Annotated in this window: 26 protein-coding genes; 12 read left to right on the top strand and 14 right to left on the bottom strand. The window is 61.5% G+C overall.

The window, feature by feature from the left end:
- Positions 1-40 precede the first annotated feature (40 nt).
- On the bottom strand, positions 41-907 hold the full coding sequence (locus AAFN47_RS12495) for an SDR family NAD(P)-dependent oxidoreductase (protein WP_499809564.1): 867 nt from the start codon (positions 905-907) through the stop codon (positions 41-43).
- 16 nt (positions 908-923) lie between these two features.
- Positions 924-2,108 (bottom strand): acetyl-CoA C-acyltransferase, encoded by a 1,185-nt coding sequence (locus AAFN47_RS12490; RefSeq protein ID WP_499809563.1) that lies wholly within the window; start codon positions 2,106-2,108, stop codon positions 924-926.
- A gap of 256 nt (positions 2,109-2,364) precedes the next feature.
- On the opposite strand from AAFN47_RS12490, the gene AAFN47_RS12485 reads away from it, so the two are divergent.
- A complete protein-coding gene (locus tag AAFN47_RS12485) occupies positions 2,365-3,333 on the top strand; it encodes a CaiB/BaiF CoA transferase family protein (protein ID WP_499809562.1) in 969 nt (322 codons plus the stop codon).
- Positions 3,334-3,366: 33 nt separating this feature from the next.
- Here AAFN47_RS12485 and AAFN47_RS12480 read toward each other — a convergent pair whose 3' ends face one another.
- The gene (locus AAFN47_RS12480) at positions 3,367-3,780 is read right to left on the bottom strand and encodes a type II toxin-antitoxin system VapC family toxin (RefSeq protein WP_499809561.1); all 414 of its coding nucleotides are present in this window, start codon (positions 3,778-3,780) and stop codon (positions 3,367-3,369) included.
- A complete protein-coding gene (locus tag AAFN47_RS12475) occupies positions 3,777-4,025 on the bottom strand; it encodes a plasmid stabilization protein (RefSeq protein ID WP_499809560.1) in 249 nt (82 codons plus the stop codon). The genes AAFN47_RS12480 and AAFN47_RS12475 overlap by 4 nt, the downstream gene beginning before the upstream one ends.
- Positions 4,026-4,212: 187 nt before the next feature.
- Here AAFN47_RS12475 and modA point away from each other — a divergent pair, with 187 nt between their 5' ends.
- From modA to AAFN47_RS12455, 4 genes are read left to right on the top strand one after another with little or no spacing between them, the layout of a single operon-like run.
- Positions 4,213-4,980: a molybdate ABC transporter substrate-binding protein gene (modA, locus tag AAFN47_RS12470; protein ID WP_499809559.1), complete on the top strand. Its 768-nt coding sequence runs from the start codon at positions 4,213-4,215 to the stop codon at positions 4,978-4,980.
- A 9-nt stretch (positions 4,981-4,989) separates the two neighbouring features.
- Positions 4,990-5,667 carry a molybdate ABC transporter permease subunit gene (gene modB, locus AAFN47_RS12465; RefSeq protein ID WP_499809558.1) on the top strand — a complete coding sequence of 226 codons (678 nt, stop codon included), beginning with the start codon at positions 4,990-4,992 and terminating at the stop codon, positions 5,665-5,667.
- Complete coding sequence (gene modC / locus AAFN47_RS12460; RefSeq protein WP_499809557.1) at positions 5,664-6,776, top strand: molybdenum ABC transporter ATP-binding protein; 1,113 nt, start codon at positions 5,664-5,666, stop codon at positions 6,774-6,776. The genes modB and modC overlap by 4 nt, the downstream gene beginning before the upstream one ends.
- Before the next feature lie 42 nt (positions 6,777-6,818).
- Positions 6,819-7,169, top strand: a complete 351-nt coding sequence (locus tag AAFN47_RS12455) for a winged helix-turn-helix domain-containing protein (RefSeq protein WP_499809579.1) — start codon at positions 6,819-6,821, stop codon at positions 7,167-7,169.
- 64 nt (positions 7,170-7,233) lie between these two features.
- Here AAFN47_RS12455 and deoC read toward each other — a convergent pair whose 3' ends face one another.
- The 8 genes from deoC to AAFN47_RS12415 all read right to left on the bottom strand — a co-directional run bounded on the left by deoC (position 7,234) and on the right by AAFN47_RS12415 (position 14,638).
- A complete protein-coding gene (gene deoC, locus AAFN47_RS12450; protein ID WP_499809556.1) occupies positions 7,234-7,908 on the bottom strand; it encodes a deoxyribose-phosphate aldolase in 675 nt (224 codons plus the stop codon).
- A 76-nt stretch (positions 7,909-7,984) separates the two neighbouring features.
- Entirely contained in the window at positions 7,985-8,806 is an 822-nt protein-coding gene (locus AAFN47_RS12445; RefSeq protein ID WP_499809555.1) for a 3-methyl-2-oxobutanoate hydroxymethyltransferase, read from the bottom strand.
- Positions 8,807-8,808: 2 nt separating this feature from the next.
- The gene (gene rbsD / locus AAFN47_RS12440) at positions 8,809-9,270 is read right to left on the bottom strand and encodes a D-ribose pyranase (protein ID WP_499809554.1); all 462 of its coding nucleotides are present in this window, start codon (positions 9,268-9,270) and stop codon (positions 8,809-8,811) included.
- 24 nt (positions 9,271-9,294) lie between these two features.
- Positions 9,295-10,215 (bottom strand): ribokinase, encoded by a 921-nt coding sequence (gene rbsK, locus AAFN47_RS12435; protein WP_499809553.1) that lies wholly within the window; start codon positions 10,213-10,215, stop codon positions 9,295-9,297.
- Positions 10,212-11,741, bottom strand: coding sequence for a sugar ABC transporter ATP-binding protein (locus tag AAFN47_RS12430; protein ID WP_499809552.1), 1,530 nt, complete (start codon positions 11,739-11,741; stop codon positions 10,212-10,214). Before AAFN47_RS12430 ends, rbsK begins: the two co-directional genes overlap by 4 nt.
- A 54-nt stretch (positions 11,742-11,795) precedes the next feature.
- On the bottom strand, positions 11,796-12,770 hold the full coding sequence (locus tag AAFN47_RS12425; RefSeq protein WP_499809551.1) for a sugar ABC transporter substrate-binding protein: 975 nt from the start codon (positions 12,768-12,770) through the stop codon (positions 11,796-11,798).
- A gap of 39 nt (positions 12,771-12,809) precedes the next feature.
- On the bottom strand, positions 12,810-13,832 hold the full coding sequence (locus AAFN47_RS12420; RefSeq protein WP_499809550.1) for an ABC transporter permease: 1,023 nt from the start codon (positions 13,830-13,832) through the stop codon (positions 12,810-12,812).
- A 41-nt stretch (positions 13,833-13,873) separates the two neighbouring features.
- Positions 13,874-14,638, bottom strand: coding sequence for a phytanoyl-CoA dioxygenase family protein (locus AAFN47_RS12415; protein ID WP_499809549.1), 765 nt, complete (start codon positions 14,636-14,638; stop codon positions 13,874-13,876).
- Positions 14,639-14,738: 100 nt separating this feature from the next.
- Between AAFN47_RS12415 and AAFN47_RS12410 the strand changes: the two genes are divergently transcribed.
- Positions 14,739-15,605 carry a helix-turn-helix domain-containing protein gene (locus tag AAFN47_RS12410; protein ID WP_499809548.1) on the top strand — a complete coding sequence of 289 codons (867 nt, stop codon included), beginning with the start codon at positions 14,739-14,741 and terminating at the stop codon, positions 15,603-15,605.
- 6 nt (positions 15,606-15,611) lie between these two features.
- Here AAFN47_RS12410 and fabF read toward each other — a convergent pair whose 3' ends face one another.
- Together fabF and AAFN47_RS12400 are read right to left on the bottom strand one after the other, a co-directional pair.
- The gene (gene fabF / locus AAFN47_RS12405; RefSeq protein WP_499809547.1) at positions 15,612-16,880 is read right to left on the bottom strand and encodes a beta-ketoacyl-ACP synthase II; all 1,269 of its coding nucleotides are present in this window, start codon (positions 16,878-16,880) and stop codon (positions 15,612-15,614) included.
- Positions 16,881-16,919: 39 nt separating this feature from the next.
- On the bottom strand, positions 16,920-17,354 hold the full coding sequence (locus AAFN47_RS12400; protein ID WP_499809546.1) for a MarR family winged helix-turn-helix transcriptional regulator: 435 nt from the start codon (positions 17,352-17,354) through the stop codon (positions 16,920-16,922).
- A gap of 117 nt (positions 17,355-17,471) precedes the next feature.
- Between AAFN47_RS12400 and AAFN47_RS12395 the strand changes: the two genes are divergently transcribed.
- From AAFN47_RS12395 to AAFN47_RS12370, 6 genes are all read left to right on the top strand, one after another.
- Positions 17,472-18,410 (top strand): LysR family transcriptional regulator, encoded by a 939-nt coding sequence (locus AAFN47_RS12395; protein ID WP_499809545.1) that lies wholly within the window; start codon positions 17,472-17,474, stop codon positions 18,408-18,410.
- Between the two features lie 57 nt (positions 18,411-18,467).
- Positions 18,468-19,679: an amino acid ABC transporter substrate-binding protein gene (locus AAFN47_RS12390; protein ID WP_499809544.1), complete on the top strand. Its 1,212-nt coding sequence runs from the start codon at positions 18,468-18,470 to the stop codon at positions 19,677-19,679.
- A gap of 68 nt (positions 19,680-19,747) precedes the next feature.
- Positions 19,748-20,614 carry a branched-chain amino acid ABC transporter permease gene (locus AAFN47_RS12385; protein WP_499809543.1) on the top strand — a complete coding sequence of 289 codons (867 nt, stop codon included), beginning with the start codon at positions 19,748-19,750 and terminating at the stop codon, positions 20,612-20,614.
- Positions 20,611-21,552, top strand: a complete 942-nt coding sequence (locus AAFN47_RS12380) for a branched-chain amino acid ABC transporter permease (RefSeq protein WP_499809542.1) — start codon at positions 20,611-20,613, stop codon at positions 21,550-21,552. The genes AAFN47_RS12385 and AAFN47_RS12380 overlap by 4 nt, the downstream gene beginning before the upstream one ends.
- On the top strand, positions 21,549-22,307 hold the full coding sequence (locus AAFN47_RS12375) for an ABC transporter ATP-binding protein (protein ID WP_499809541.1): 759 nt from the start codon (positions 21,549-21,551) through the stop codon (positions 22,305-22,307). The genes AAFN47_RS12380 and AAFN47_RS12375 overlap by 4 nt, the downstream gene beginning before the upstream one ends.
- Positions 22,300-23,022, top strand: a complete 723-nt coding sequence (locus AAFN47_RS12370) for an ABC transporter ATP-binding protein (RefSeq protein ID WP_499809540.1) — start codon at positions 22,300-22,302, stop codon at positions 23,020-23,022. Before AAFN47_RS12375 ends, AAFN47_RS12370 begins: the two co-directional genes overlap by 8 nt.
- The last annotated feature ends 14 nt before the right edge of the window (positions 23,023-23,036 follow it).

Raw genomic sequence — 23,036 nt, 5'->3', positions numbered from 1 at the left:
GCCTCATCCGCCAGTGAAACAGATCGCGAAAGATTCCTGACTATTTCGAACTGCTGTTAAGTTCTCGTTCCACCTGATCGTACCCACGACCCGGAACGATATCGCCGGACCGGTCGCCTATCTCGTCCCAGCGGGCAAGCACAGCGTCGGAGGCGTCGTCGCCCCCGCCGATATAGACGCCTTTCGTCAGGCTCACATTGGTGCGGGCATAGTGGCCGGCGCCAGTGCTCAGGATCGTCTTGTTGGGCGCGTCCTCGCCGACAAGCGCCATCAGGCCAGGGCTCACCAGTTCCGGTGCGATCTTTTCAATCACGTCCGGCGGAAGCAGGTTTTCCGTCATCGGCGTCGCAGCCGTCGGCGCCAGGCAATTGACCCGGATGCCGTAATTCGCCCCTTCCAGCGCCAGGGTCTGCATCAAGCCGACCAGCGCCATCTTGGCGGCGCCGTAGTTGGATTGCCCGAAATTGCCGAAAAGACCGCTGGAAGACGTCGTGAAGACGACACGGCCGTAGTTCTGCTGGCGCATCGTCTCCCACACCGCATTCGTGCAGATAACGGCCCCCATGAGATGAACGTCCATCACCAGACGGAAATCCGCAATATCCATCTTCGCAAAGCTCTTGTCCCTGAGGATGCCGGCATTGTTGACGAGGATGTCGATGCGGCCCCAGTCGGATAGCGCGCGTTCGGCCATCTCCGCGACCGCAGCCTCGTTCGTTACGGAAGCGGCGATACCGGTCGCCACACCGCCCGCCTCCCTGATTTCCTCTGCGACACGCTCGGCGTTCTCGCCGTTCATGTCGTTGACGAGGACCTTGGCGCCCAGGCGGGCCGCCAGCAGGGCGTGGCAGCGACCGAGACCGCCCCCGGCGCCGGTAATGATGGCGATTCGGTCGCTGAGATTCATTCTATTCTCCTGTAGATCAGTTGACCTCGAACAGCCCGGCTGCGCCCATGCCGCCGCCGACGCACATGGTCACCACGACATATTTGACGCCTCGCCTCTTGCCTTCAAGCAGTGCGTGGCCCACCAGTCGCGCGCCCGTCATTCCGTAGGGATGACCGATGGAAATGCCGCCGCCATTGACGTTGTAGATCGCCGGATCGATGCCCAGATGGTCACGGCAGTAGAGCGCCTGTACGGCGAACGCTTCGTTCAGTTCCCACAGGCCGATATCGTCCACGGTCAATCCATGCTGCTTGAGCAGTTTTGGAACCGCATATATCGGGCCAATGCCCATTTCCTCCGGAGGACATCCGGCGACCATCATGCCGCGATAGACGCCCAGCGGCTCGAGGCCGCGCTTTTCAGCGAGTTTCGATTCCATGATAACGCAAGCAGAGGCGCCGTCCGAGAGCTGGCTTGCGTTTCCGGCGGTGATCACGCCGCCTTCGATCACAGGATTGAGATTTTCAAGATCCGCGAGCGTCGTCTGCGGCCGGTTGCCTTCGTCGCCTTCGAGCGTGACTTCTCGCTCGGAGAGCTCGCCGGTTTCCCGGTCTTTGACCAGCATCGTTGTTGTGAAGGGAACGATCTCGTTCTTGAAAAGGCCCTTTTCCTGGGCGGCGGCCGTGCGCTGCTGCGATGAAAGCGCGTATGCGTCCTGTGCATCGCGGCTGACATTGTATTTCTTCGCGACGAATTCAGCGGTTTGCAGCATCGGCATATAGGCGTGCTGCACATGCGCCGTCACGTTCGGGTCCTTCGTCTCCTGCACCCAGGTGAAGAATTTTTCCTGGACGGCCGAGATATTTTCCTGTCCACCGGCTGCGACAACGTCCATGCCGTCGATCATGACCTGTTTGGCCGCCGTCGAAATCGCCATCAGTCCGGATGCACATTGCCGGTCCATCGTCTGGCCGGAAACGCTGCTCGACAGATTGGCGGCGAACACCGATGTACGCGCAAGATTATTGCCTGCTGTTCCGGCGCACAGAACCGATCCCAGCACGAAATCCTCGATTTCATCGCGCTCGACGCCAGCGCGTTCGATCGCCTTGTTGAGAACGTGGCCGGTCAGCGTTGGCGATTTCGTTGCATTGAGGCTGCCGCGAAAAGCTTTGCCAATGCCGGTTCTGGCCGTGCTGACGATAACTGCTTCTCTCATAACTTTCTCCTCCTGGGTTCTCGACGTTTGGAATCCGACTATGTTCATATCCGAAATCGGACAACGCGGATCCAGCTTTCGGAGCAAGGCATCGGTATGACTGTGTTTGGCGCAAAGTCAACCGATGCGGGGTCCAGCTGACGACACTCACATCAGCGAAGGCAGGAAAAGGCTGATCTGGGGAAACAGCACGATCAGGCCGATAAGAATCAGAAACGCGATCCAGAACGGGAAGACGCCGCGAAAAATATCGTACATGGACACCTCCTTCGTCATGCTCGCTATGGCGAAAACATTGGGCGCCGATGTCATCAAGATCGAAAAGCCAGGCGTCGCCGAAAGGCTCGGCCTCGGCTTCGAGGCGGTGCGCGCCATTCGCAAGGACATCGTGTATTGCTCGATTTCGGCCTATGGCCAGAACGGTCCGATGAGCCGCAGGCCGGCCTATGATCACGTCATCCAGGGCATGTGCGGTATCATGCTGACAACCGGCAAGCCTGGCGACGGACCAACCAAGGTCGGCGCGCCCTATGTCGACTTCGCAACCGGCATGAACGCGGCCATGGCCGTGACAGCCGGATTGATGGAAATGAGGCGCACCGGAAACGCCGTCCAGATCGATGTCGCCATGCTCGACACCGCGCTGATGCTGATGGCCTCGCTCATCACGCAGAACATGACGACAGACTGGGTCCCTTCGCAAAACGGCAACGAAGCGTGGAGCGCCAGTCCCTCTTCCGGCGCATTCGAAACGGCGGACGGAATGCTGATGCTCGCCGCCAACAATGAAGCGCAGTCTGGCAAGCTCTGCCGCGCAATCGGACGCCCGGATATTCTCGAAGATTCGCATTGGAAATCGCCGCTCGATCGACGGGAGAACGGTGCGAGCCTGCGCGCGACTCTGGAAGCCACCTTCCTGACAATGTCGGCCGACCACTGGGAAGGTGTGCTTGAACAGGCGGACGTGCCGGCCGCCCGCGTGCGCAGGTTGGACGAGACGCTGGGCGAGCCGCAAATCCAGGCGCGCGAACTTACAAGCGACATCCGCGTCGACGGCTACGAGGGACCGATCCATGTTCCGAACATGAGCTTCCGCGTAAATGGCGAAAGCGTCGGACCGCAAACCCCGCCCTCCACGCTCGGCGGCGATACGGAGGCAGTCTTAGGCGAACTGGGGGTTGATTCCGAACATCTCGCAAAGCTGAAGACGGCGGGCGTGATCTGATCGGGAAAAGGCGTGTGCAAGTAATTTGGACGACTAGAAATCCCAGGGTGAAATCAAATCTATATCGGTTGACTTGAAGTCACTGAGATTTCGCGTCGCAAGACGACCACCGTTGACTCGTGTGATCGCCGCGATCATTCCATCCGGAGCTGACATGCCCCGCCCCTGTCGTACGGCCGCGCCCATGATTTCGCCGTAGTCCAACGCCGCATTTTCTGTGAATCCGAATATACGGTCTGCGAATCTGCGCCGCCAGTCAGATAGTCCCTGCTCAAGACGATCGGCCCGCTCGTCTGGACGGATTTTATTGATACCGAATGCGATCTCCGCAATAGTTACAGTTGATAAAGCCAATTCGGCGTCATGGCGCACCAGCCACGCAATTACGCCAGGCTCAGGTGCTTTGTTGAAAGTCTCCGAAACCACATTGGTGTCCAGAAAAATCAAAATACTGGCCCCTTGTGAATGCGCCGGTTCTCGCGGACCACTGCTTCCAGATCAATATCAGTTCCGTAGGCCTCGGAAATTCGCGCATAAAAGGCGGCAGCGGGTTCTCGGCCGGCCTCCCGCACCTCATAAGCTTCAAGGGCTCTTTCCACGACATTAGCAATCGAACGATGCTCTCTGCGGGCAAGCCTGTGCGCCAGATCACGCGCCTTGGCGCTTCGAACCGAGAGCTGTGGTTCAGCCATAACAAAACTCCTTTTCTATTCAGATAGTACGCAATAGGCTTGCCATCAAGATGGCATAAGATGGCATGATGTCTAAAACAGCCAATATTCGACGATCACTACTCACGCGCTTGACGTTGAGATTCAATACATTGTTATATTCGCTCATATATATCGATGTGAAAGCGACATGAACGGAGCGAATGCAATGCAGGTATTTGGATTTCGGCTGAAATTGCTGGCCGCCAGTCTGGCAATCGTCGCTCTCTCGGCAAGCGGCGCCCTCGCAGATCAGGTGAAGGTTGCTGTCGCCGCCAATTTCACGGAAGCTGCGAAAGAGATCGCCGTCGCATTCAAGGCCGATACCGGTCACGAGGCGGTGCTGAGTTTCGGTTCGACCGGGCAGCTTTATACCCAGATCACTCAAGGCGCGCCTTTCGAGGTTTTTCTGGCCGCGGATACGGCGCGCCCCGAAAAGGCGGTTGAGGAAGGTTTCGGCGTTCAGGGCAGCGTGTTCGACTATGCGATCGGCAAGATCGTACTATGGAGCGTCAATCCGGACCTGGTAACCGGCGCGGAAACCCTGCAGACAGCCCGCTTCGACAAGATCGCCATCGCCAATCCGGGAACCGCTCCCTATGGCACAGCCGCGATCCAGGCGATGAGCGCGCTCAACGTGTATGACAGCCTGCAGCCGAAAATCGTTCAGGGCGCCAATATCGCGCAGGCCTACCAGTTCGTGAAAACCGGCAATGCGGAACTCGGCTTCGTTTCTCTGTCGCAGATCGCCGCCAACACCGAGGGTTCACGATGGAACGTCTCCGATGATCTCTACGATCCGATCAGGCAGGATGCGGTGCTTTTGAAGACCGGTCACGACAATCCCGCGGCCGAAGCCTTTCTGAGCTTCCTTAAAGGCGCAGCCGCCATCGCCCTGATCGAGAAATACGGCTACGGCGTAGACAAGACAGAATAGGCGCCGGCCATGTCATCCGAAATCTGGATCTCGGTGCGGCTCACGATCGCGCTCGCGGCGACAACGACCGTTATCCTTTTGTTTATCGGTACACCGATTGCCTGGTGGCTCGCCCGTTCCCGCGCCAGATGGAAGGAAGCTGCGGCTGCCGTCGTGGCCCTGCCTCTGGTTCTGCCGCCAACCGTGCTTGGCTTCTATCTTCTTGTAGCCCTAGGGCCGGATGGACCGGGCGGCGCGATCGCAGGGCTGTGGGGCGCGCGCACGCTCGCCTTCACCTTCGAAGGGCTGGTCATCGGCTCGGTGGTCTATTCCCTGCCCTTCGTCGTCCAGCCGATCCGCAACGCTTTCGAAGCGATTGGCGATCGACCGCTCGAAGTCGCCGCAACGCTGCGCGCCTCTCCGGCCCGCGTCTTCTGGACCGTCGCCATGCCGCTCGCCCGGCCGGGCTTTCTTACAGGCGCCGTGCTCGGCTTCGCCCATACGGTCGGTGAATTCGGCGTCGTCCTGATGATCGGCGGAAACATACCTGGTGAAACCAAGGTGCTGTCCGTCGCCATCTACGACTTCGTCGAAACCCTGCAGTGGCGCGAGGCCAACATTCTTGCAGCGGGCATGGTGGTCTTTGCATTCGCGGTCATTCTGGCGATGACACTGATCGAGAAACGCATGCGGCGGGTCGGCTCATGAGCGAGGAAGCCAATATCCATGTCGCATTGTCTGGCCGTCTGGGTGATTTCGACCTGGATGTGACGTTCGATGCGCTGGGACACGGCCTGACCGCCCTGTTTGGACCTTCCGGCTGCGGCAAGACCACTATTCTGCGCTGCATCGCCGGGCTGGACCGGCTGGCCGGCGCGTGCCGGATCGGAGAGGATACCTGGCAGGACGAGATGCGTTTTACGCCAACGCACAAACGCGCCGTCGGTTACGTCTTCCAGGAGGCGAGCCTGTTTCCGCATCTGTCGGTGCGCGACAATCTGCTTTTTTCCACCGGCGGCAGGGCCCAGTCTACTGCAAGCGGCGGCGTCGGCTTCGAGGAAGTGGTGGAACTTCTCGACCTCGACCGCCTGATGCAGCGTGGTCCACAGCGCCTGTCTGGCGGGGAACGGCAGCGCGTCGCCGTCGGCCGCGCGCTCCTGTCCCAACCGCGCATATTGCTGATGGATGAGCCGCTATCCGCTCTCGATCGGCAGTCGCGCGACGAAATCCTGCCTTTCCTCGAACGGCTGCACCGGTTGCTTGCGATACCTGTATTCTACGTCACGCACGACATGTCTGAAGTCGAGAGGCTCGCTGATCACCTGATCCTGCTGGACGCAGGCAGGGTAGTCGCAAGCGGGCCGCTTGGCGCCTTGCAAAGCGACACGAACCTGCCGCTGGCGTTACGGCGCGGCGCAGCCGTCACCCTCGACGCCGTCGTATCAGACTACGACGCCGCCTATGGCCTGACACGGTTCGACGTTCGCGGCGGCAGTTTCCTCATTCCGGGTTCCTCCGACATACCCGCCGGATCAAGGCAGCGACTGCGCATTGGAGCAAGCGACGTAAGCCTCGCATTGGAGAAACCAACTTCCACCTCCATCCTCAACGTCCTGCCGGCGACAATCAGCAGTTCGCGCACCCTCGACGACCGGGAGATGGTGATGGTTCTGACGCTCGGACACGACAGCAATGGCGAGCAGTTGCTCGCGCGCATCACACGGCGCTCCTGGGACCTTCTGGAACTGGAAGATGGACGTCCGGTCTTTGCCCAGATCAAGAGCGCCGCGCTGGCGCCGCGGCGACTGCCCCAATGAGAAGCGTTATAACCCATGAAAAATAACGAAGGGGCGTCTGACATGCCCACGCTGAGCGTTCGCATCGATTTCGAAGAAGGCGGCCGCATCGGCCCGGGGAAAATTCAACTCCTCGAAAACATCGCAGCCTACGGCTCGATTTCGGCCGGCGCGCGGGCCATGAACATGTCCTACAAACGCGCCTGGGATCTGGTCGAGGAGTTGAACCGCATCCTCGGCAAACCGGTGGTTTCGGCCCGAGCCGGCGGCAAACACGGGGGCGGTGCGGCATTGACCGCGCTCGGACTTTCCGTCGTCAGTCGCTTCAGGGCGATCGAACGCGCGGCGGCCGCAGCCGCCGAGCAGCACCTCGCCTCGCTTCAGGCGGAGCGCGAGTATCAAACCAGGCAATAGCGGGATTGGCGCGAACTGATATTGCCCTCTGTGCTATATGCCGCAGATCCTGACCACTTCGTCGTCAGTAGTCCTGATTCCCGCTGTTCCCGCGCATGATCGCAGGACCGGCGCTGGTTCCCAGAAGCTCGGCTCCGGCGTTCAGGATCGCCGTCGCATCAGCGAGCGAACGAATGCCGCCGGAGGCCTTGACCCCGGCGCGCGTCACCGATTTGCGCATGAAAGATACGTTTTCCACCGTGGCCTTGCCGCCATTGCCCCAGCCGGACGAATTCTTGACATAGGCCACGCCCGCCTTCTCCGCCTCGTGGATCGCGGTCGCCCAAAGCGTCTCGGGCATGGCGCCCAGTTCCAGCATGATTTTGAGCGGCTTCGCCCCCGCCGCCGCAACGAGCGCTGCGATCTCATCGTGATAGGCGGCTGGTTCTCCACTGGTGAGAAACCCGATATTCGCCATGAAGTCGATCTCGTCAACGCCCGCCGCCACAAGATCGCGCATCTCCGAAACCTTGCTCGTGGTCAGGCTTCCGCCCATCGGATAGGCCATCGCCGAGCAGACGCGCACGCCGCTGCCAGCGAGCCGCTGTCGGCACATTTCAATCCAGCACGGCTGGACCATGACGCCGTTGAATGAAAATTCCATCGCCTCGTCGCACAGTTCCTCGATATCGCTTCGCGACGAAGCAGGCGAAACATTGGTGTGCTGGATAACGCTGGCGATCCCGGCAAGGTCTTTCATCAATAGTCTCCGGTAAAGCCGCTCGCAGCGCGGGCGGCGCAGAATGTTCAGTCGAATTGAAGACGAGAGGGTGCGGTCAGTCGTCGATGCGGGCCCGGAATTCATCCAGGACAGCATCGTCGATGCGCGCTGTCTCGCCGTTGGAAGGAAAGGATCGTTCGCGGATATCCCGGCGGAAGGCCGACAGACCCGCGATGCGTTCGTCTTCGATACGTTTTTGAAGTGAGGCGATATCCGCGTAGCGGCGCGCATGCCGCGGCAGGCGTTCGCTCTCTCCGCAAATATCGGAGGTAAACAGGAACATGACGTCGGCCGCCGGCCCCGAGCCCAGCGACACAGTCACGAGCCCGGTGCGCGCCGAGATTTCCGCCATGAGCGCGGCCGGGACCAGTTCGGCTTCGACGGCGAAGGCGCCGGCCTCTTCCAGCCGGCGAAACCGGTGGAATAACGCCACCGCCTCGTCAGCCGTCTTTCCGAAGGCTCGAATGTCGCCCACCCAGGTCGATTTGCGTGGGACATAGCCGAGATGACCCATCACGGGAATATCCTCGGCGGCCAGCAGCGAGACGACATCCAGGCGACGCGCCGTGATCACGGCGTCGGCGCCATCGACAAGCGCCGTCAGCGCCGTCCGCAGGATTTCGTCTTTCGTCACGGCCTGCGCAAAACCCAGCGCCGCCGTCACGAAGACCTTTGTCGATCCTTGCCGGACCTCCTTCACATTCTGCGCCCGGCAGACAACCATCTCGACGCCCGCCGCTTCCGCTGCGGCGGCTTCGACTGCGGTGTCTGCGGTCACCTGCGCAAAACTGCCATGCCGGCCGCGCGCGGCGCGCAGTCCGCCAACGGTCGTCGACCGTTCGCGCCGTGTCGCCGACCAGTCGAAGATGTGCGGCATCGTCAGTCCTTCAGCTTTTCGGCGTAATAGTCGGGCGCGACAACGCCTGGCTTGTCGAACCATAGCGGCACGTCGACGCCTGAATAAAGCAGGATATTGCCCCAGGGATCATAGGCGCCGGTGCGCACGATAACCTTCGCTTTCGCCGCCATCTCGCCCAGGATCGTCTCATGCGTGATCGCCTCTTCCTCGGCGTCGGAGAAAAGCTTGCGCACGGTTTCGAGCAGCACAGGATTATGCTGGGGCAGCGTGTCCGCATAGGACACCTTCTCGGCGATAAATTCATCGCCGATGGCCGACAGCACTGTTGCGAGATCGGGCTCGTCGCGGGTTATCGAAAGATCGATGCGCCATGCGTCAGAGGGGATCGGAAACCCCGCATCGCAAACGATCATCAGGTCGCCATGGCCCATGGTGGCGATCGCGTGGTTGAGTTCCGCATTCAGCAGCTTGCCGTGTTTCATCTGTCAGGTCCTTTTCGTGGTTTTTCAGTTCGCGTCGCCAAACAGTTTCGCAATGTCCCTTCGGGTCGCCAGAGACGGGATGACGCCGAGCCGCGTGCAGGCGTGCGCGCCGCATTTTGCGCCGTAGGCGACCGCCTTTTCGAGGCTGCGTCCCTCGCCGAGCGCCACCGCAAAGCCGCCGTTGAAGGCGTCGCCGGCGCCCGTTGTGTCCACGACCTCGACCTTCGGAGACGGGATCAGGACATCGTGCTCCTCAGAAATCACCAGGGCTCCCTTTTCGCCCAGCGTGACGACCACAGTTCCAACACCGCGTTTTCTCAGCTCGAGCGCGAGGTCATGTGTTCCGCTTGAATCGTCCGGCGCAAGCCCCAGGAGGATGCGCAACTCGCTTTCATTGGGCGTCAGATAGTCGACATGCGGGAAGATGCTTTCCGGCAGTATCTGCGCCGGGGCGGGATTGAGGATCGTGCGCGCGCCGGACGCCTTGCCGATTTCCATCGCGCGGTGCGCTGCGGCGACCGGTATCTCCAACACCGCCATGACGATGTCGCTCTTCAGAATGCGTTCCTGCGCGCGATCGACGAAGGCGGCGTCCATCAGCTCGTTCGCGCCCATGTCCAGGATGATGAAATTGGCCCCTTCAGCGTTGAGCACAATAATACCGGCGCCTGTCGGGCGCTGGTCCGTCCGCTCCAGATAGGCGGTGTCAACGCCTTCTGCGGCGTAAAGCTTGTCGGCGACGGCGGCGAGTTCGTCCCGTCCTATGCAGGTCACCAGAGAGGAATCGCATCCCAGACGCGCCACGGCAACCGCCTGGTTCGATCCCTTTCCACCCGGTCCGAAATCGAAATCCGACCCGAGTATCGTCTGCCCGAAAACCGGCATTTCCGGCGTCCGAATGGTCAGGCCCACGGCAAAACTGCCGACGACTGTGATGCGTGTCATGCGGCCGCTTCCCTTTCATGTTTTGTTGCAAGCGACATGATCGCCTCCTCGGTGATGTCGGCCCCCGTCAGCTGCCCGGACAGCCGTCCGTTGGCGAGCACCAGCACACGGCTTGAATGCAGCATGACCTCGGGCAGTTCGGAAGATATCATCAGGATCGCCATTCCGTCCGCGGCCAGAGACTTCAGGATCGAATAGATTTCCGCCTTTGCGCCGACGTCGATGCCGCGCGTCGGCTCGTGCAGAATCAAAAGCCGCGGACCGGTGACGAGCCCGCGTCCGAGGATTACTTTTTGCTGGTTGCCGCCTGACAGCGTTTCGACTTTCTGTCCGAGGCTCGCGATCCGTGTGTCGAGCTTGCGCGCATACTCGGCCGCCGTGTCGCGGATCGGCCGGCGACGCAGGAAACCGAGCCGGGCGAAGGCGCCCAGCGCCGAAGATACGGTGTTCTCGGCCACCGTCATCGACAAAAGGGCGCCCGCGCCTCTGCGGTCCGCCGGGATATAGGAAATGCCCGCGGCAAGCGAATGGGAGGGTTTGCCCGGCTGCAGCAGGATGCCGCCGATCTCGACTGCGCCGTCACGCGTAACCAGACCAAAGATCGCGTCCGCGAGCATGTCCTTGCCGCTGTCGGGCAATCCGGCGACGCCGAGGATTTCGCCACGCGACAGTTTGAAGTCGAGGTCGCGGATTGCGCCCGGAACGGTCATGTTCTTCACTTCGAGAGCGATCTCGTCTCTCGCACCTCCCGCCTGCGCCGATATCGAATACTGCTCCGCCTTGTCGACCTTGCGCCCCACCATGTGCGTGACCAGACGATCAACCGTCACCTCTGGTGTATTGTCGAAACTGGTGATCATGTGGCCGTCGCGCATGACGCTGATGCGATCGGCGAGGCACAGAACTTCCTCCAGATGGTGAGAAACATAGATCACTGTCACGCCCTGATCTCGCAATCGCCGCACAATGTCGAAAAGACGCTGTGATTCACGCGGAGACAGGGCGGAGTTCGGCTCGTCGAGGACCAGAACCCGCACCTTTTGTGAAATCGCCCTGGCGATTTCGACAAGCTGCTGCTGCGCGACCGTCAGGCTGGCAAGCGGCGTGTCGGTGTGCAAATCGGCGAGGCCAAGCTCGGCCAGCGTGCCTGCGGCGGCTCGCGCTGCGCGGTTCCGGTTGAGAAGGGACAGCGCCCGCTGCGCGCCGAAGGGCCCGAGCAGCACATTCTCGCCGACAGTCAGGTTCTGGCAGAGCGACAGTTCCTGGAAGACGATGCGAATGCCCTGCGCCTGGCTCGCCAGCGGCGTCGGAAAACTCGTCTCCCTGCCGTCGATCAGGATGCTTCCGCTGTTGGGCTGCACCTCGCCCGCGAGCACATGCATCATGGTGCTCTTGCCCGCGCCGTTTTCGCCGATAACCGCATGCACCTCGCCGGAGCGGAAGTCGACGGAGACACTGTCCATCGCCACGACGCCCGGATAGGTCTTTGTAATACTACGCAGTTCGACGATCGGTTGCTGGCTCATTCGACACCTTGTCAGCGGAAGGTCGGCCGGCGCAAAGGCCGGCCGACGCCCGTACTACTGCATCACTTTCGAGATGGTTTCAGGCGTATAGACGCCAACGCCGGTGTCGAGGTCGTCGATGGTCTCGCCCTTCAGGAACTTGACCAGCAGGTTGACAGCCTCATAACCCTGACGCTCCGGCGCCTGGTCGATGGTCGCCTGGATCACGCCGTCGGACACCAGTTCCACTGTCTGGTCGAGAAGGTCGAAACCGACGATCTTGACGTCGCCCGTCTTGCCGTTGCGCTTGACCCATTCGCCGGCGGCAGGCGTCGAGCAGCACTCCAGTGACAGAATGCCGGTGATCGATGAATCCGACAGCATGGCGTTTTCGATCGCCGAGTAGATCTCCTGCGGATCGGTTCCGGTGTTGAGCGTGCGGACAACCTCGATATCCGGGAATTTCTCGAGCGCTTCGCGGGCGCCGTTTTCCCGGTCGAGAGACCATTGCGCCGCGGCGTCGAGCGTCGTGATCATCACCTTGCCCTTGCCGTCCAGAACTTCACCCATCAGCTTTCCGGCTTCACGGCCCGACTGAACGAGGTCCTGACCGGCGAAGACCAGGCGATTGCTGTCGGCGTTGTCGGTGTTGTAGGTGACCACCGGAATGCCTGCTTCCATCACCCGGTTTATGAGCGGCGCAAGGGCGTCGGAGCTCACCGAGGAAATGGCGAGGCCGTCCATCTGGCCCATCAGCGTCTCGATTTCGGAAATCTGGCCATCGGCGTCAGCGCCCACGGGTCCGATAAAACGCGCGTTGACGCCGTCCTCGGAATCGGCGCGTTCCACGCCCGCCTTCACGAAGGGCGAAAACTCGTTCGACACGTCGTGATAGGACACGAAGATGTTGAGTGGCTCGCCCGACTTGACGTTTTCGGCGATCCGCGGCGCAAGATTAAAGTCCGTGACCTTGGCCGGATCGGCGCTCGCGGGCGCTGCGCCAAACGCCAGCGCGGCGATTGCCGTCGTTATCAGAAATCTGCTTCTCATAGTTTCCTCCCTTTGGGGTTGTTACGGCCAGGACTCCCTCTAGGCCGATCTCGATCTGGTGCTCCATTTGTCAATGGCAACGGCGACGATGATCACCAGCCCGATCATGACTTCCTGGGTGAAGGGCGATACGCCGAGCAACACCAGGCCGTTGCGAAGAACGCCAATGATCAGAACTCCGAGCACGGTGCCCAGCACCGTGCCTATTCCTCCCGCAAGCGATGCGCCGCCGACGACAACCGCTGCAATCACATCAAGCTCCAGGCCAAGGCCGGTCCGCCCCGCCTGCCCGCTTGGCAGAAACGCCATCGACAGAATGCCGGCCAAAGCGGCGAGCACGCCCATGATGACGAACGCCCAGATCTTCACTGTCTGGACGTGTATTCCCGAAACCCGCGCCGCCTTGGCGCTGCCGCCGACGGCGAACACGCGAAAGCCGAAGGCCGTGCGCGACAGGAGCAGCCAGCCAAGGGCTGCGACCGCTGCAAAGAACACGAGCTGCATTGGAATGGCGCCGAAGAGATAGCCCTGCCCCATCGCCTCGAAGGCGGCGAGTGTGTCGGGATCGGCGCCGTTGCGCTCATTGACCGTCACCGGCTTGCCGCCGGTCATCAGCAGCGCAGTTCCGCGCACGATCGACAGCATGCCCAGCGTCGCGATCAGCGACGGAAGCCGCCCATAGGTCGACAGAAGACCGTTGATGACGCCGATGCCCGCCCCGCACATCAAGCCCAGCACCAGCGCCGGAAACAGGCCCCAGCCCAACACGATCAGCATACCGGTGCTAAGACCCGCCAATGCATAGGTGGAGCCAACCGACAGATCGATCTCGCCGGAAATCAGTACGAATGTCATGCCGATCGCCATGATGCCAAGCAGGGAGATTTGCCGGCCGACATTCAGGAGATTGACGGTCGTGAGAAACCCGTCGGTCGTGACAGACAGAAAAATGCACATGACAACCAGCGCAAGGAACACGCCGGTCTCCTTAGCGCCTGCCAGCCGGGCGATCCGGCTGCGCAGCGACGCGCCATCGTTGTCGACGCCGCGTCTGCTCCGCATGCCCATTGCCTCTCCTGCGCGATGCGTATCCGCGCCGTCGCTCATGACGCTTTAAGGAAGCTGCCCGCCGGAACGGTTCTCAGTTCCTCGTAATTTCCGTAATCGCGCTCGCGCTTGAAGGGAGCGTTATGCACCGCGTTATAGGAGCAGATATAGCCCCAGCGATAGGTGTCGCTCGTATTGGCGTCGGAGCGGTGCAGCAGGTTTGAATGAAACACCAGCGCGTCGCCAGCTTCCATTTCCACATAGACATGTTCAAAACGCTCAACCGCAGCGTTCAGGTAAGGCTTGTCCACATTCGTCTGGCCGTCCTCGCGAATATGATCCAGACGGCCCAGAATGTGTGAGCCCTTCAGCACCTGCAGACACCCATTCGCCTTGTTGGAGGGGTCCAGGGCAATGAAAACCGAGAGCATTTCCGGCGACAGGCAGCCATTGTTGTACCAGTAGCCGAAATCCTGATGCCATTCCCAGGCGCCGCCCTCGCGCGGCTGCTTCATCGTCATCTTGTGGCTGTAGAGGTAGACATCGTTGCCGATCAGTGCTTCCGCCAGCCGCGCCAGGCGCTCGTCACGGGCAAGCAGGCCGTATTTGTCGTCTCCAGCGGTATTCCAGAGCTTGAGAAGCGTCTTGTTGCCGGCTTTGTCGCCTTTTTCCATGACGCCGCCAGCGGCGCTTTCGGCTTCCAGCTGCCGCCGCGCATTGTCGCGGAAATCGCCGACTTCCGCCTCGGACAGAAATCCTTTGCGCACATAATAGCCATCGACTTCATACGCGCGCATTTCCGATCTGCTTGGAACCAGCATGCCTTCCTCCCAAAGTGTCCTCCGGTCGCGACGCCGCGACCTCTTCTACGCAATCTGACATTCGACACATATGAACAAAATGGACGCTGCGACAAATTAGATGTATAAAACGCGCATGAATTCCGTACGCCTGACCGCGAGAGTGCGCGCCAGCCATCATTATCTGCCGGACGTCGCCATGCATGGGGCGTTCTTCACCGTCCTGCGGTCCGGCTGGCTGGATTCTGCGCCCGGCGGCGGCGTCTCACGGCTCGAGTGCCCGGGCGACGACGTCATTTACTGCCTATCCGGCAAGGGTACGGTCGAGATCGACGGAAAGACATTCGATGTCGGCCAGGGTCAACTGGTCTGGATACCGGGCGAAGCGCCGCATTCGCATCGCGCGGACGAGAGACATCCGTGGTCTGTGATGTGGTTGCGCATGTACGGGCCGGATAATCCGGCGCTGCGGCGACGACTGTTCGGCGCCGGCCGACCGCGCATGACGATCGCGGAAAGCGGCGAGATGATCGCCTGGTTCCATCGTCTCTTCGACACCATGGCCGCGCGCTCTGCCGACGCGGATCTCCGGCTGAACGCCGATGTCGCGGATCTGTTGCGCCTGCTTGCGCGCCAGCGCGATTCGGCAGTCCGACCCAGTCTGCCGCCGGCGCTCAGCCGGCTCCACACCGCCATCATGGCCAATCCGGAAGCGCCATGGTCGTCAGACGACATGCAACGCTACGCAGGCATGAGTTCGTCGCAGCTCCGCCGCCTGTTCCAGAAGCATTTCGCCACGACGCCGCGCGCCTATCTGCGCCGCGCCCGGCTCGCCATGGCGCAGCGCCTGCTCCTGGAAAGCAGCAGGACGCTCTCGGAGATCGCATTCGACTGCGGCTTTTTCGACGCCTATCACCTGAGCCGGGATTTCAAGCGCGTGATCGGCCGCCCGCCCTCCGAATGGCGCAGGCTCGAACAGGGACTCTGATCTTCACTACGCACGACGGAAGACCAGGCTGGCGTTCACACCGCCGAAGCCGAATCCATTCGACAGCACGTAGTCGAGTTGCTTCGATTTCGCTGCGTTCGGCGCAAGATCGAAGACGTCAGCGTCCGGTTCCGGGTCTTCGATGTTCAGGCCCGGAGGAACCACGCCGTCGCGCAAGGCCAGTATGGAATAGACGGCTTCCAGTGCGCCCGCCGCGCCCAGAAGATGTCCGGTCGCCGACTTGGTGGACGTGACCGCAAGATCCTTGCCGCGATCGGGAAAGACCGCGCGAATGGCGGCGATCTCGGCCGCGTCGCCCACCGGCGTCGACGTGCTGTGCGCGTTGACGTAGTCGATCGCCGCCGGCGCAATCCCCGCCATCTGCAGGGCGAGACGCATCGCCCGCGCCGCTCCTTCCCCATCGGGACACCCGGCCGTCACGTGATAGGCGTCGGAACTCGTGCCATAGCCGGCAAGCACGGCGATCGGCTTAGCGCCCCGCGCCTGCGCATGGCTCAGCCGCTCGATGACAATCGTCGCCGCGCCTTCGGAAAGAACGAAGCCGTCATGCTGCTTGTCGAAGGGGCGCGACGCGCGATGCGGTTCGTCGTTGAAGCCGGTGGACAGAGCGCGCGCGGCGCCAAAACCGCCGATCCCCACCGGATCGACGCAGGCGTCCGAACCGCCGCAGACGGCGACATCGGCCTCGCCGTTCAGGATCAGCCGCATGCCGTCTCCGATCGCCTGGGCGGACGCGGCGCATGCGGTGACCGGACAGCCGATCGGACCCTTGAAGCCGTAGCGGATTGAAACATGCCCTGAAGCGAGATTGGGCAGGAAGGATGGGACGACGAAGGGCGAGAGCCTGCGCGGCCCGCGCTCCTGGACGACGTTGACGGCGTTTGTAATCGCCGGCAGTCCGCCGACGCCGGTCGCGATGATGACAGCCGTGCGCGACTTTTCAGTTTCCGCGTCAGGCGCCCATCCGGACTGATCCACAGCCTCCTGCGTCGCCGCCAGCGCGTAGTGGATAAACGTGTCCGTCTTCTTGAGATCCTTTTGATCCACGAAGTCCAGCGGATCGAAACCTTCCGGATCGTCCGATTTCGCGGGGACCAGCCCGGCGATTTTGCAGGCGTAGTCCGCTACATCGAAGCGCGTGTTGGAGACGACGCCGCTTTTTCCCGCCGTCAGGCGCCGCCAGTTCACGTCCACGCCCACGCCCAGCGGCGAAACCGCGCCGAGACCTGTCACCACGATCGGGTCGTCGCTCATTCGTTCGTCTCCACTTCTTTTCGTCCTCGTAATTTGATGTCAGCCGTTTCCCATCGCCCGAAGGAACCTCAGCAGGTCGTCGCCATTCGTGTCGCCCAGTCGCGTTCGCAGTTCCTGCCTTGCCGCGGACCAGTAGGGAATGAGCTCGTCAAGCAGCCGTTCCCCGTCCGTCGTCAAACGACAGACCTTGGCGTTTCCCCTGCCGCTGTTCTGCTTTTTGACAAGGCCTTTCCTGACGAGAACATCGACGTTACGGGTCAGGGTCGAACGCTCCATTGCGATGCGGCCGGCAAGCGCGTTGATAGCTTCGTCGCGATGCCGGCGTATCGTCATCAGAACCGAAAACTGCACGACCGTTACGCCGAACGACCGGATGCGATTGTCATATCTCCGCGTCAATATCCGCGCCGTTCTGATGGTGTTCATCAGCAGGCAATCGTTGAAGGAGTTCTCGATCGGGTCCACGGTGGTCATACGTAAATCATATCGTGTATATACACGATAGACAATACCATTCCCGCAGCCGGTTCCGACATTGTGTTTCCGCTGCAATTCCCGTTTGTTAAGCCCGCAATCAATCTGGAGCCGGTCATGGACACTGCGCTATCCTATTTCAACGAGGTCGTTCGGCTCGGATCCATCCGCCAGGCGGCCGAACGGCTGCATGTTTCGGCGTCGTCAATCAGCCGGCAGATCCAGAAACTGGAGCACATGTTCGGCACGGAACTCATCGTCCGGCACCCGCAGGGCGTCAAGCTGACGCCGGCCGGCGAGGTCGTCGCTCGTTTCGTGCAGGGCCGCGCGCGCGAAATGCAGCGGGTCAAGACGTCGATCGATGCGCTCAAGGGGCTGCACAGCGGCCATGTCTGCATCTACACTGTCGAAGGCATGATCGGCGGCTTGCTGCCGCGCGCGCTCGACGCCTTCTGCCGACAATATCCGGGCATTACCTACGAAGTCTGCATCGCGGGAACCGACGACGTCATGCAGGCAGTCGCGGAAGACCGGTGCGACATCGGCATATCGTTTCATCCCTTTCCACGTCACAATGTGGTGGCGCTCGCCACCATCCAGCAGCCGCTGCACGCAATCATGGCGCCACACCACCCGATGGCTGCTCGCAAGATCCTGGCGTTCTCGGATCTTGTCGCAGAGCCGATCGGCCTGCCCGATCCGTCCTTCGGCATCCGCCATCTCGTCGATCATGTCCTGAAGTCCAGCCAGTTCGACGTCAATATCCGGCTCGAAACCAACTCTATCGATATGCTCAGACAATTCGCCCTGCACGAGATGGGCGTAGCCTTCATGCCGGCTTTCGCATGCGAGCGCGAGCTTGCCACAAAACAGCTCGTCGCTGTGCCGCTTGCCGACACCGCCCTGACAAAGGCCAAGGCCCACATCTGCAAACACGCCGAAATCGAACCCACGCTCGCCGCCCAGGGCCTCGTTCAAACCATTGTGTCGCTCGCAAGTGACCACGGTGATGTTGCAATTTTCGCAACGCCGCGTGCTGATGTTAACGCTTCCTAGGAACGCCTCCGGCCAATAACATCACGCATCGGGAACTTAAAAACAAAGGAGAATTCAATGCGTGGATTTGCGACTTCACTGCTCGGCAGCGCAATAGCAGGCGTTATGCTGGCAACCGCGACGTTCGGCGCCGCACAGGCCGAGGATGTCATCAAGGTCGGCGCCCCGCTGCCGCTGACAGGCCCGCTCTCGCCGGAAGGTGAAAAACAGAAGCGCGGCTACGATCTGTGGGCCAGCAAGGTCAACGAAGCCGGCGGCATCGAAGTCGACGGCAAGACCTACACTGTCGAGATTGTTTACGTCGATTACGAATCCAACACCCCGCGCGCCGTCCAGTCGGCCGAGCGCCTGATCACCGAGGACGAAGTCAACTTCCTGTTCTCGCCCTTCGGCTCCGGCGCCGCCAAAGCCGCCAGCAGCGTTTCCGAGCGCTACCAGATACCGACCATCGCCGCCACGGCGTCCTCCGAACAGGTCTATGACCAGGGCTACAAGTTCCTGTTCGGCACTTTCACGCCGAACGGCACCCTGACCGACCCGCTGGCGAAGATCGTTGCCGACTCCGATGAAGACGTGAAGACAGTCGCGATCTACGCCCGTAACGACCTTTTCCCGCTGGCGATCGCCAAGGAAATGGAAGGCTCGGCGAATGACAACGGCTTCGAGATCGTCTCCTTCGACGAATATGCGATCGGCACCGTCGATCACGCGTCAGCGCTCACCCTGATGCGCCAGTCGCAGCCGGACTGGGTGTTTGCGACCGGCTACATCAACGATCTCATCCTGATCCGGCGTCAAATGTCCGAACTCGGCGTCTCGCCGAAAGTGCTGACGATGATCGCCGGCCCCGCCTATCGCGAGTTCATCGAAGCCAGCGGCAGCTCCGCCGACAACGTATCGAGCGCGGCCTGGTGGCATCCCGCCGTATCCTATGACGGCGAAGGCGTATTCGGCTCCACCGCCAACTATATCGCGGCTTTCGAAGAAACCTACGGATCAACGCCCGACTATGCCGAAGCTTCGGCGAGCGCCGCAGGCGATATCCTGCAGATCGCCATCGAAAAGGCCGGCAGCATCGACCCGCAGGCCGTGCGCGACGCGCTGGCCGGCCTCGACGTGATGACCTTCTATGGCCCGGTCAAGTTTGGCGAAAACGGCCAGATCACCTCGCTCGAGCCGCCGGTCTTCCAGATCCAGGACGGAGAGCCCAAGGTTATCTATCCGGATGCGATCAAGCAGTCCGACATGCACTACGGCGATATCAAGTAAGCTGAATCCGTCGAAATCCCGCGGGCCGTGCGGCTCGCGGGCTACTCCTCTTATCCGGCGCACTCGCAATGCTTTATATCCAGATCCTCCTGAACGGGCTCATGCTCGGCGGACTCTACGCGTGCATCGCGGTAGGCTTCTCGCTGGTCTGGGGCGTTCTGAACGTCATCAACATCATGCACGGCTCCTTCGTCGTGCTTGGATCCTACGTCGCCTATTTCGCCTACGTGCATCTGGGCGTCCATCCGTTCGCCTCGATCGTGCTGGCCGGCGGCGTTCTGTTCGCGCTCGGTTACCTGCTACAGATCGGACTAATCAATCGCGTGGTCGGCGCTCCGGTTCTGACGACGCTGGTGCTGACCTTCGGTCTCGACCTGTTGCTCAATAACGGCATGCTTCTCGCCTTCTCGGCCGACTACCGCACGGTCCGGCTGGAATCGCCATTCGGCAGCGCCATTGTCGGCGGCCTGGTTATTCCGCTCAGCCGTCTCTACGCCATGCTGCTGGCTGCGGCGCTAACCGGCCTGCTTTACGTGGTCCTGATACGCTCCCGCATGGGCCGCGCGATCGTGGCCGTGCGCATGGACCGGGAGGCAGCGGCGCTGATGGGCGTGAACGTCAACCGCGTCTACGCGCTCACCTTCGGCATCGGCGCGCTGATGGCCGGCGCAGCCGGAAGCCTTCTCAGCCTCATCTTTCCGATATCGCCGCTCGCATCGACCGATTTCCTCGGCATCGCCTTTGTCGTCTGCGTTCTCGGCGGGCTGGGCAGCATTGCCGGCGCCATGGTCGGCGGCCTGGCCCTCGGCGTCATCCAGAGCTTCGGAGCGCTGTTTATCGGCCCGCAGCACGGGCTGACCATCGCCTTCGCGCTTCTCATTCTTCTGCTGATCTTCAAACCGACGGGGATCATGGGCCGGAGTGGCTACGAATGATACGCATCCTGATTTCCATAATCGTCGTGGCGGCAATCGCGATGCTGCCTTTGCTGGGCGACAACTACCTGCTTCGCCTCGGCACGATGTTCGCCATGTACTGCGTGCTCGCCCTGTCCTGGAACGTCATCGGCGGCTATGCCGGCTACCCGTCCTTTTCGACAGCGGCCTTTTTCGGACTGGGCGCCTATACCGGCGCAATCCTGCAGGGCGCAGGCGTTCCGATGTTCGCCGCCTGGATCGCCGCCTGCCTGTCCGCAGGATTGTTCGCCGTGTTGCTCGGAATGGCGATCCTGCACCTCAAAGGTCATTATTTTGCTATCGCCAGTCTCGTCGTGGCGGAAGTGCTGGTCGAAATCGCCACATCCTGGACAAGCCTAACCGGCGGCGGCATGGGCATTAACCTGCCTGTCCTGCGCATCTCGGTCGCCGCCCAGGCGCAGCTGTTCTTCTACGCCATGCTCGCCGCTGCGGTGCTCGCCTTCATCATGAACTGGCTGGTCGGCGCCAGCCGGATTGGCTTCGCGCTTCAGTGCATCCGGCAGAATGAAGACGCCTCGTCGATGGTCGGCATCAACACGACCCGCTACAAGGTGATCGCCTTCACCCTGTCGTCGCTTTTTGTCGGCGGCGCCGGCGCAATCTATGCCTCATGGGTCTTTTATATCGAGCCGCCGGACGTCTTTTCGATTCTGCTTTCCGTCAAGCCGATCGTAATGGTTCTGCTTGGCGGGGCCGGAACGATCTTCGGACCGGTGATCGGCGCATTCGTCTTCATCGTCATGGAAGAACTCGTCTGGCGCAACTTCCTGTCGTTCCACGCCGCTGTGCTCGGCGTCCTGATCGTCGCCCTCATCTTCTTCCTGCCGAACGGCATTCTCGGCGTCATCCGCCGCCGCAGGGCCGCCAGGTCAACCGAGGAGGGCGCCGCGTCATGAGCATCCTAACCCTGCAGGGCGTTTCGCGGACATTCGACGGACTGATCGCGCTCGACGCGGTCGACCTTTCCGTCGAAAAGGGAGAGATCGTCGGCCTGATCGGCCCGAACGGCGCCGGCAAGACGACGCTCGTCAATGTCGTGACGGGAGCGCTGCGTCCGTCCGCCGGTCAGGTGATCTTCGACGGGACCAGCATTGGCGGGCGCAAGCCCTACCAGATCGGCCGGCTGGGTGTCGCCCGCACCTATCAGGTGGTGCAGCCCTTCCCGGAAATGACGGCGCTCGAAAACGTCATGGCCCCGGCAGTTTTCGCAGCCGGCGCATCCGACATGGAGACGGCGCGCAAAGAGGCGCGCGAGGCGCTGGAATTCGTCGGTATCGCGGATTCGGCGGATATCATCGCATCGGAACTGACGCTTGCCGGACGCAAGCGCCTTGAGCTCGCCAAGAGCCTCGCCATGAAACCCAAGGTGCTGCTGCTCGACGAGGTCAACGCGGGGCTCAACCCGGCCGAAATCGACGGCGCGCTCGAGCTGATCCGCAAGATCGCCGCAAGCGGCGTGACAGTGATCATCATCGAACACCTGATGAAAGTGGTCATGACGCTTTGCACCCGCATCGTGGTCCTGCATCACGGCGCCAAGATCGCCGAGGGCACGCCCGAGGAGATCAGCAAGGACGAGCAGGTGATCAAGGCGTATCTCGGCAAGCGCTATTCGCAGAATCTTGCCGGAAAGGCGGGCGGCAATGGCTGAGAATATTCTCGAGATATCCGGCCTCCAGGGAGGATACGGCGAAATCCAGGTCCTGTGGGGCGTCGACCTTGCAGTCGAAGCCGGTGAGATGGTCTGTCTGATCGGCTCCAACGGCGCCGGCAAGACGACGCTTCTGAAGACGATTTCGGGGCTCGTTCGCTCGACATCCGGCTCCATCATGACAGACGCTGGCGACCTTGCCGGCAAGTCGCCCGAAGAAGTGCTGCGCGCCGGCGTCGCCCATGTACCCGAAGGCCGTCGCCTGTTCAGAACGATGTCGGTTCGCGACAACCTGATGATGGGCGCCTATTTGCGGCCGCAGAACGATCCTCAGGTAAAGCGCGATCTCGAGCGCGTCATGACCATGTTCCCCCGTCTGGCCGAACGCGCGCGTCAGGACGCCGGCACGCTCTCAGGCGGTGAACAGCAGATGTGCGCCATCGGCCGCGGCATCATGAGCGATCCGAAACTCCTGATGATCGACGAGCTTTCGCTCGGTCTTGCGCCGCAGGCAGTCGACATGCTCGGAGAAGCGCTCGTCGAGATCAATCGCGGCGGCGTCGCCATCCTGCTCATCGAACAGGACGTGATGACCGCGCTCGATCTGGCGCATCGCGCCTATATTCTTGATCGCGGCCGGATAACGCTGTCCGGTCCGTCTTCCGAAATCGCGAACGCGCCAGCAGTGCGCGAAGCCTATATCGGCGTCACCTGACGACAGCCCGAATG

Source organism: Hoeflea sp. CAU 1731 (assembly GCF_039888615.1).
In the GTDB taxonomy this organism is placed as follows: Bacteria; Pseudomonadota; Alphaproteobacteria; order Rhizobiales; family Rhizobiaceae; genus Flavimaribacter.
This window is presented reverse-complemented; position numbering and strand designations above follow the sequence as displayed.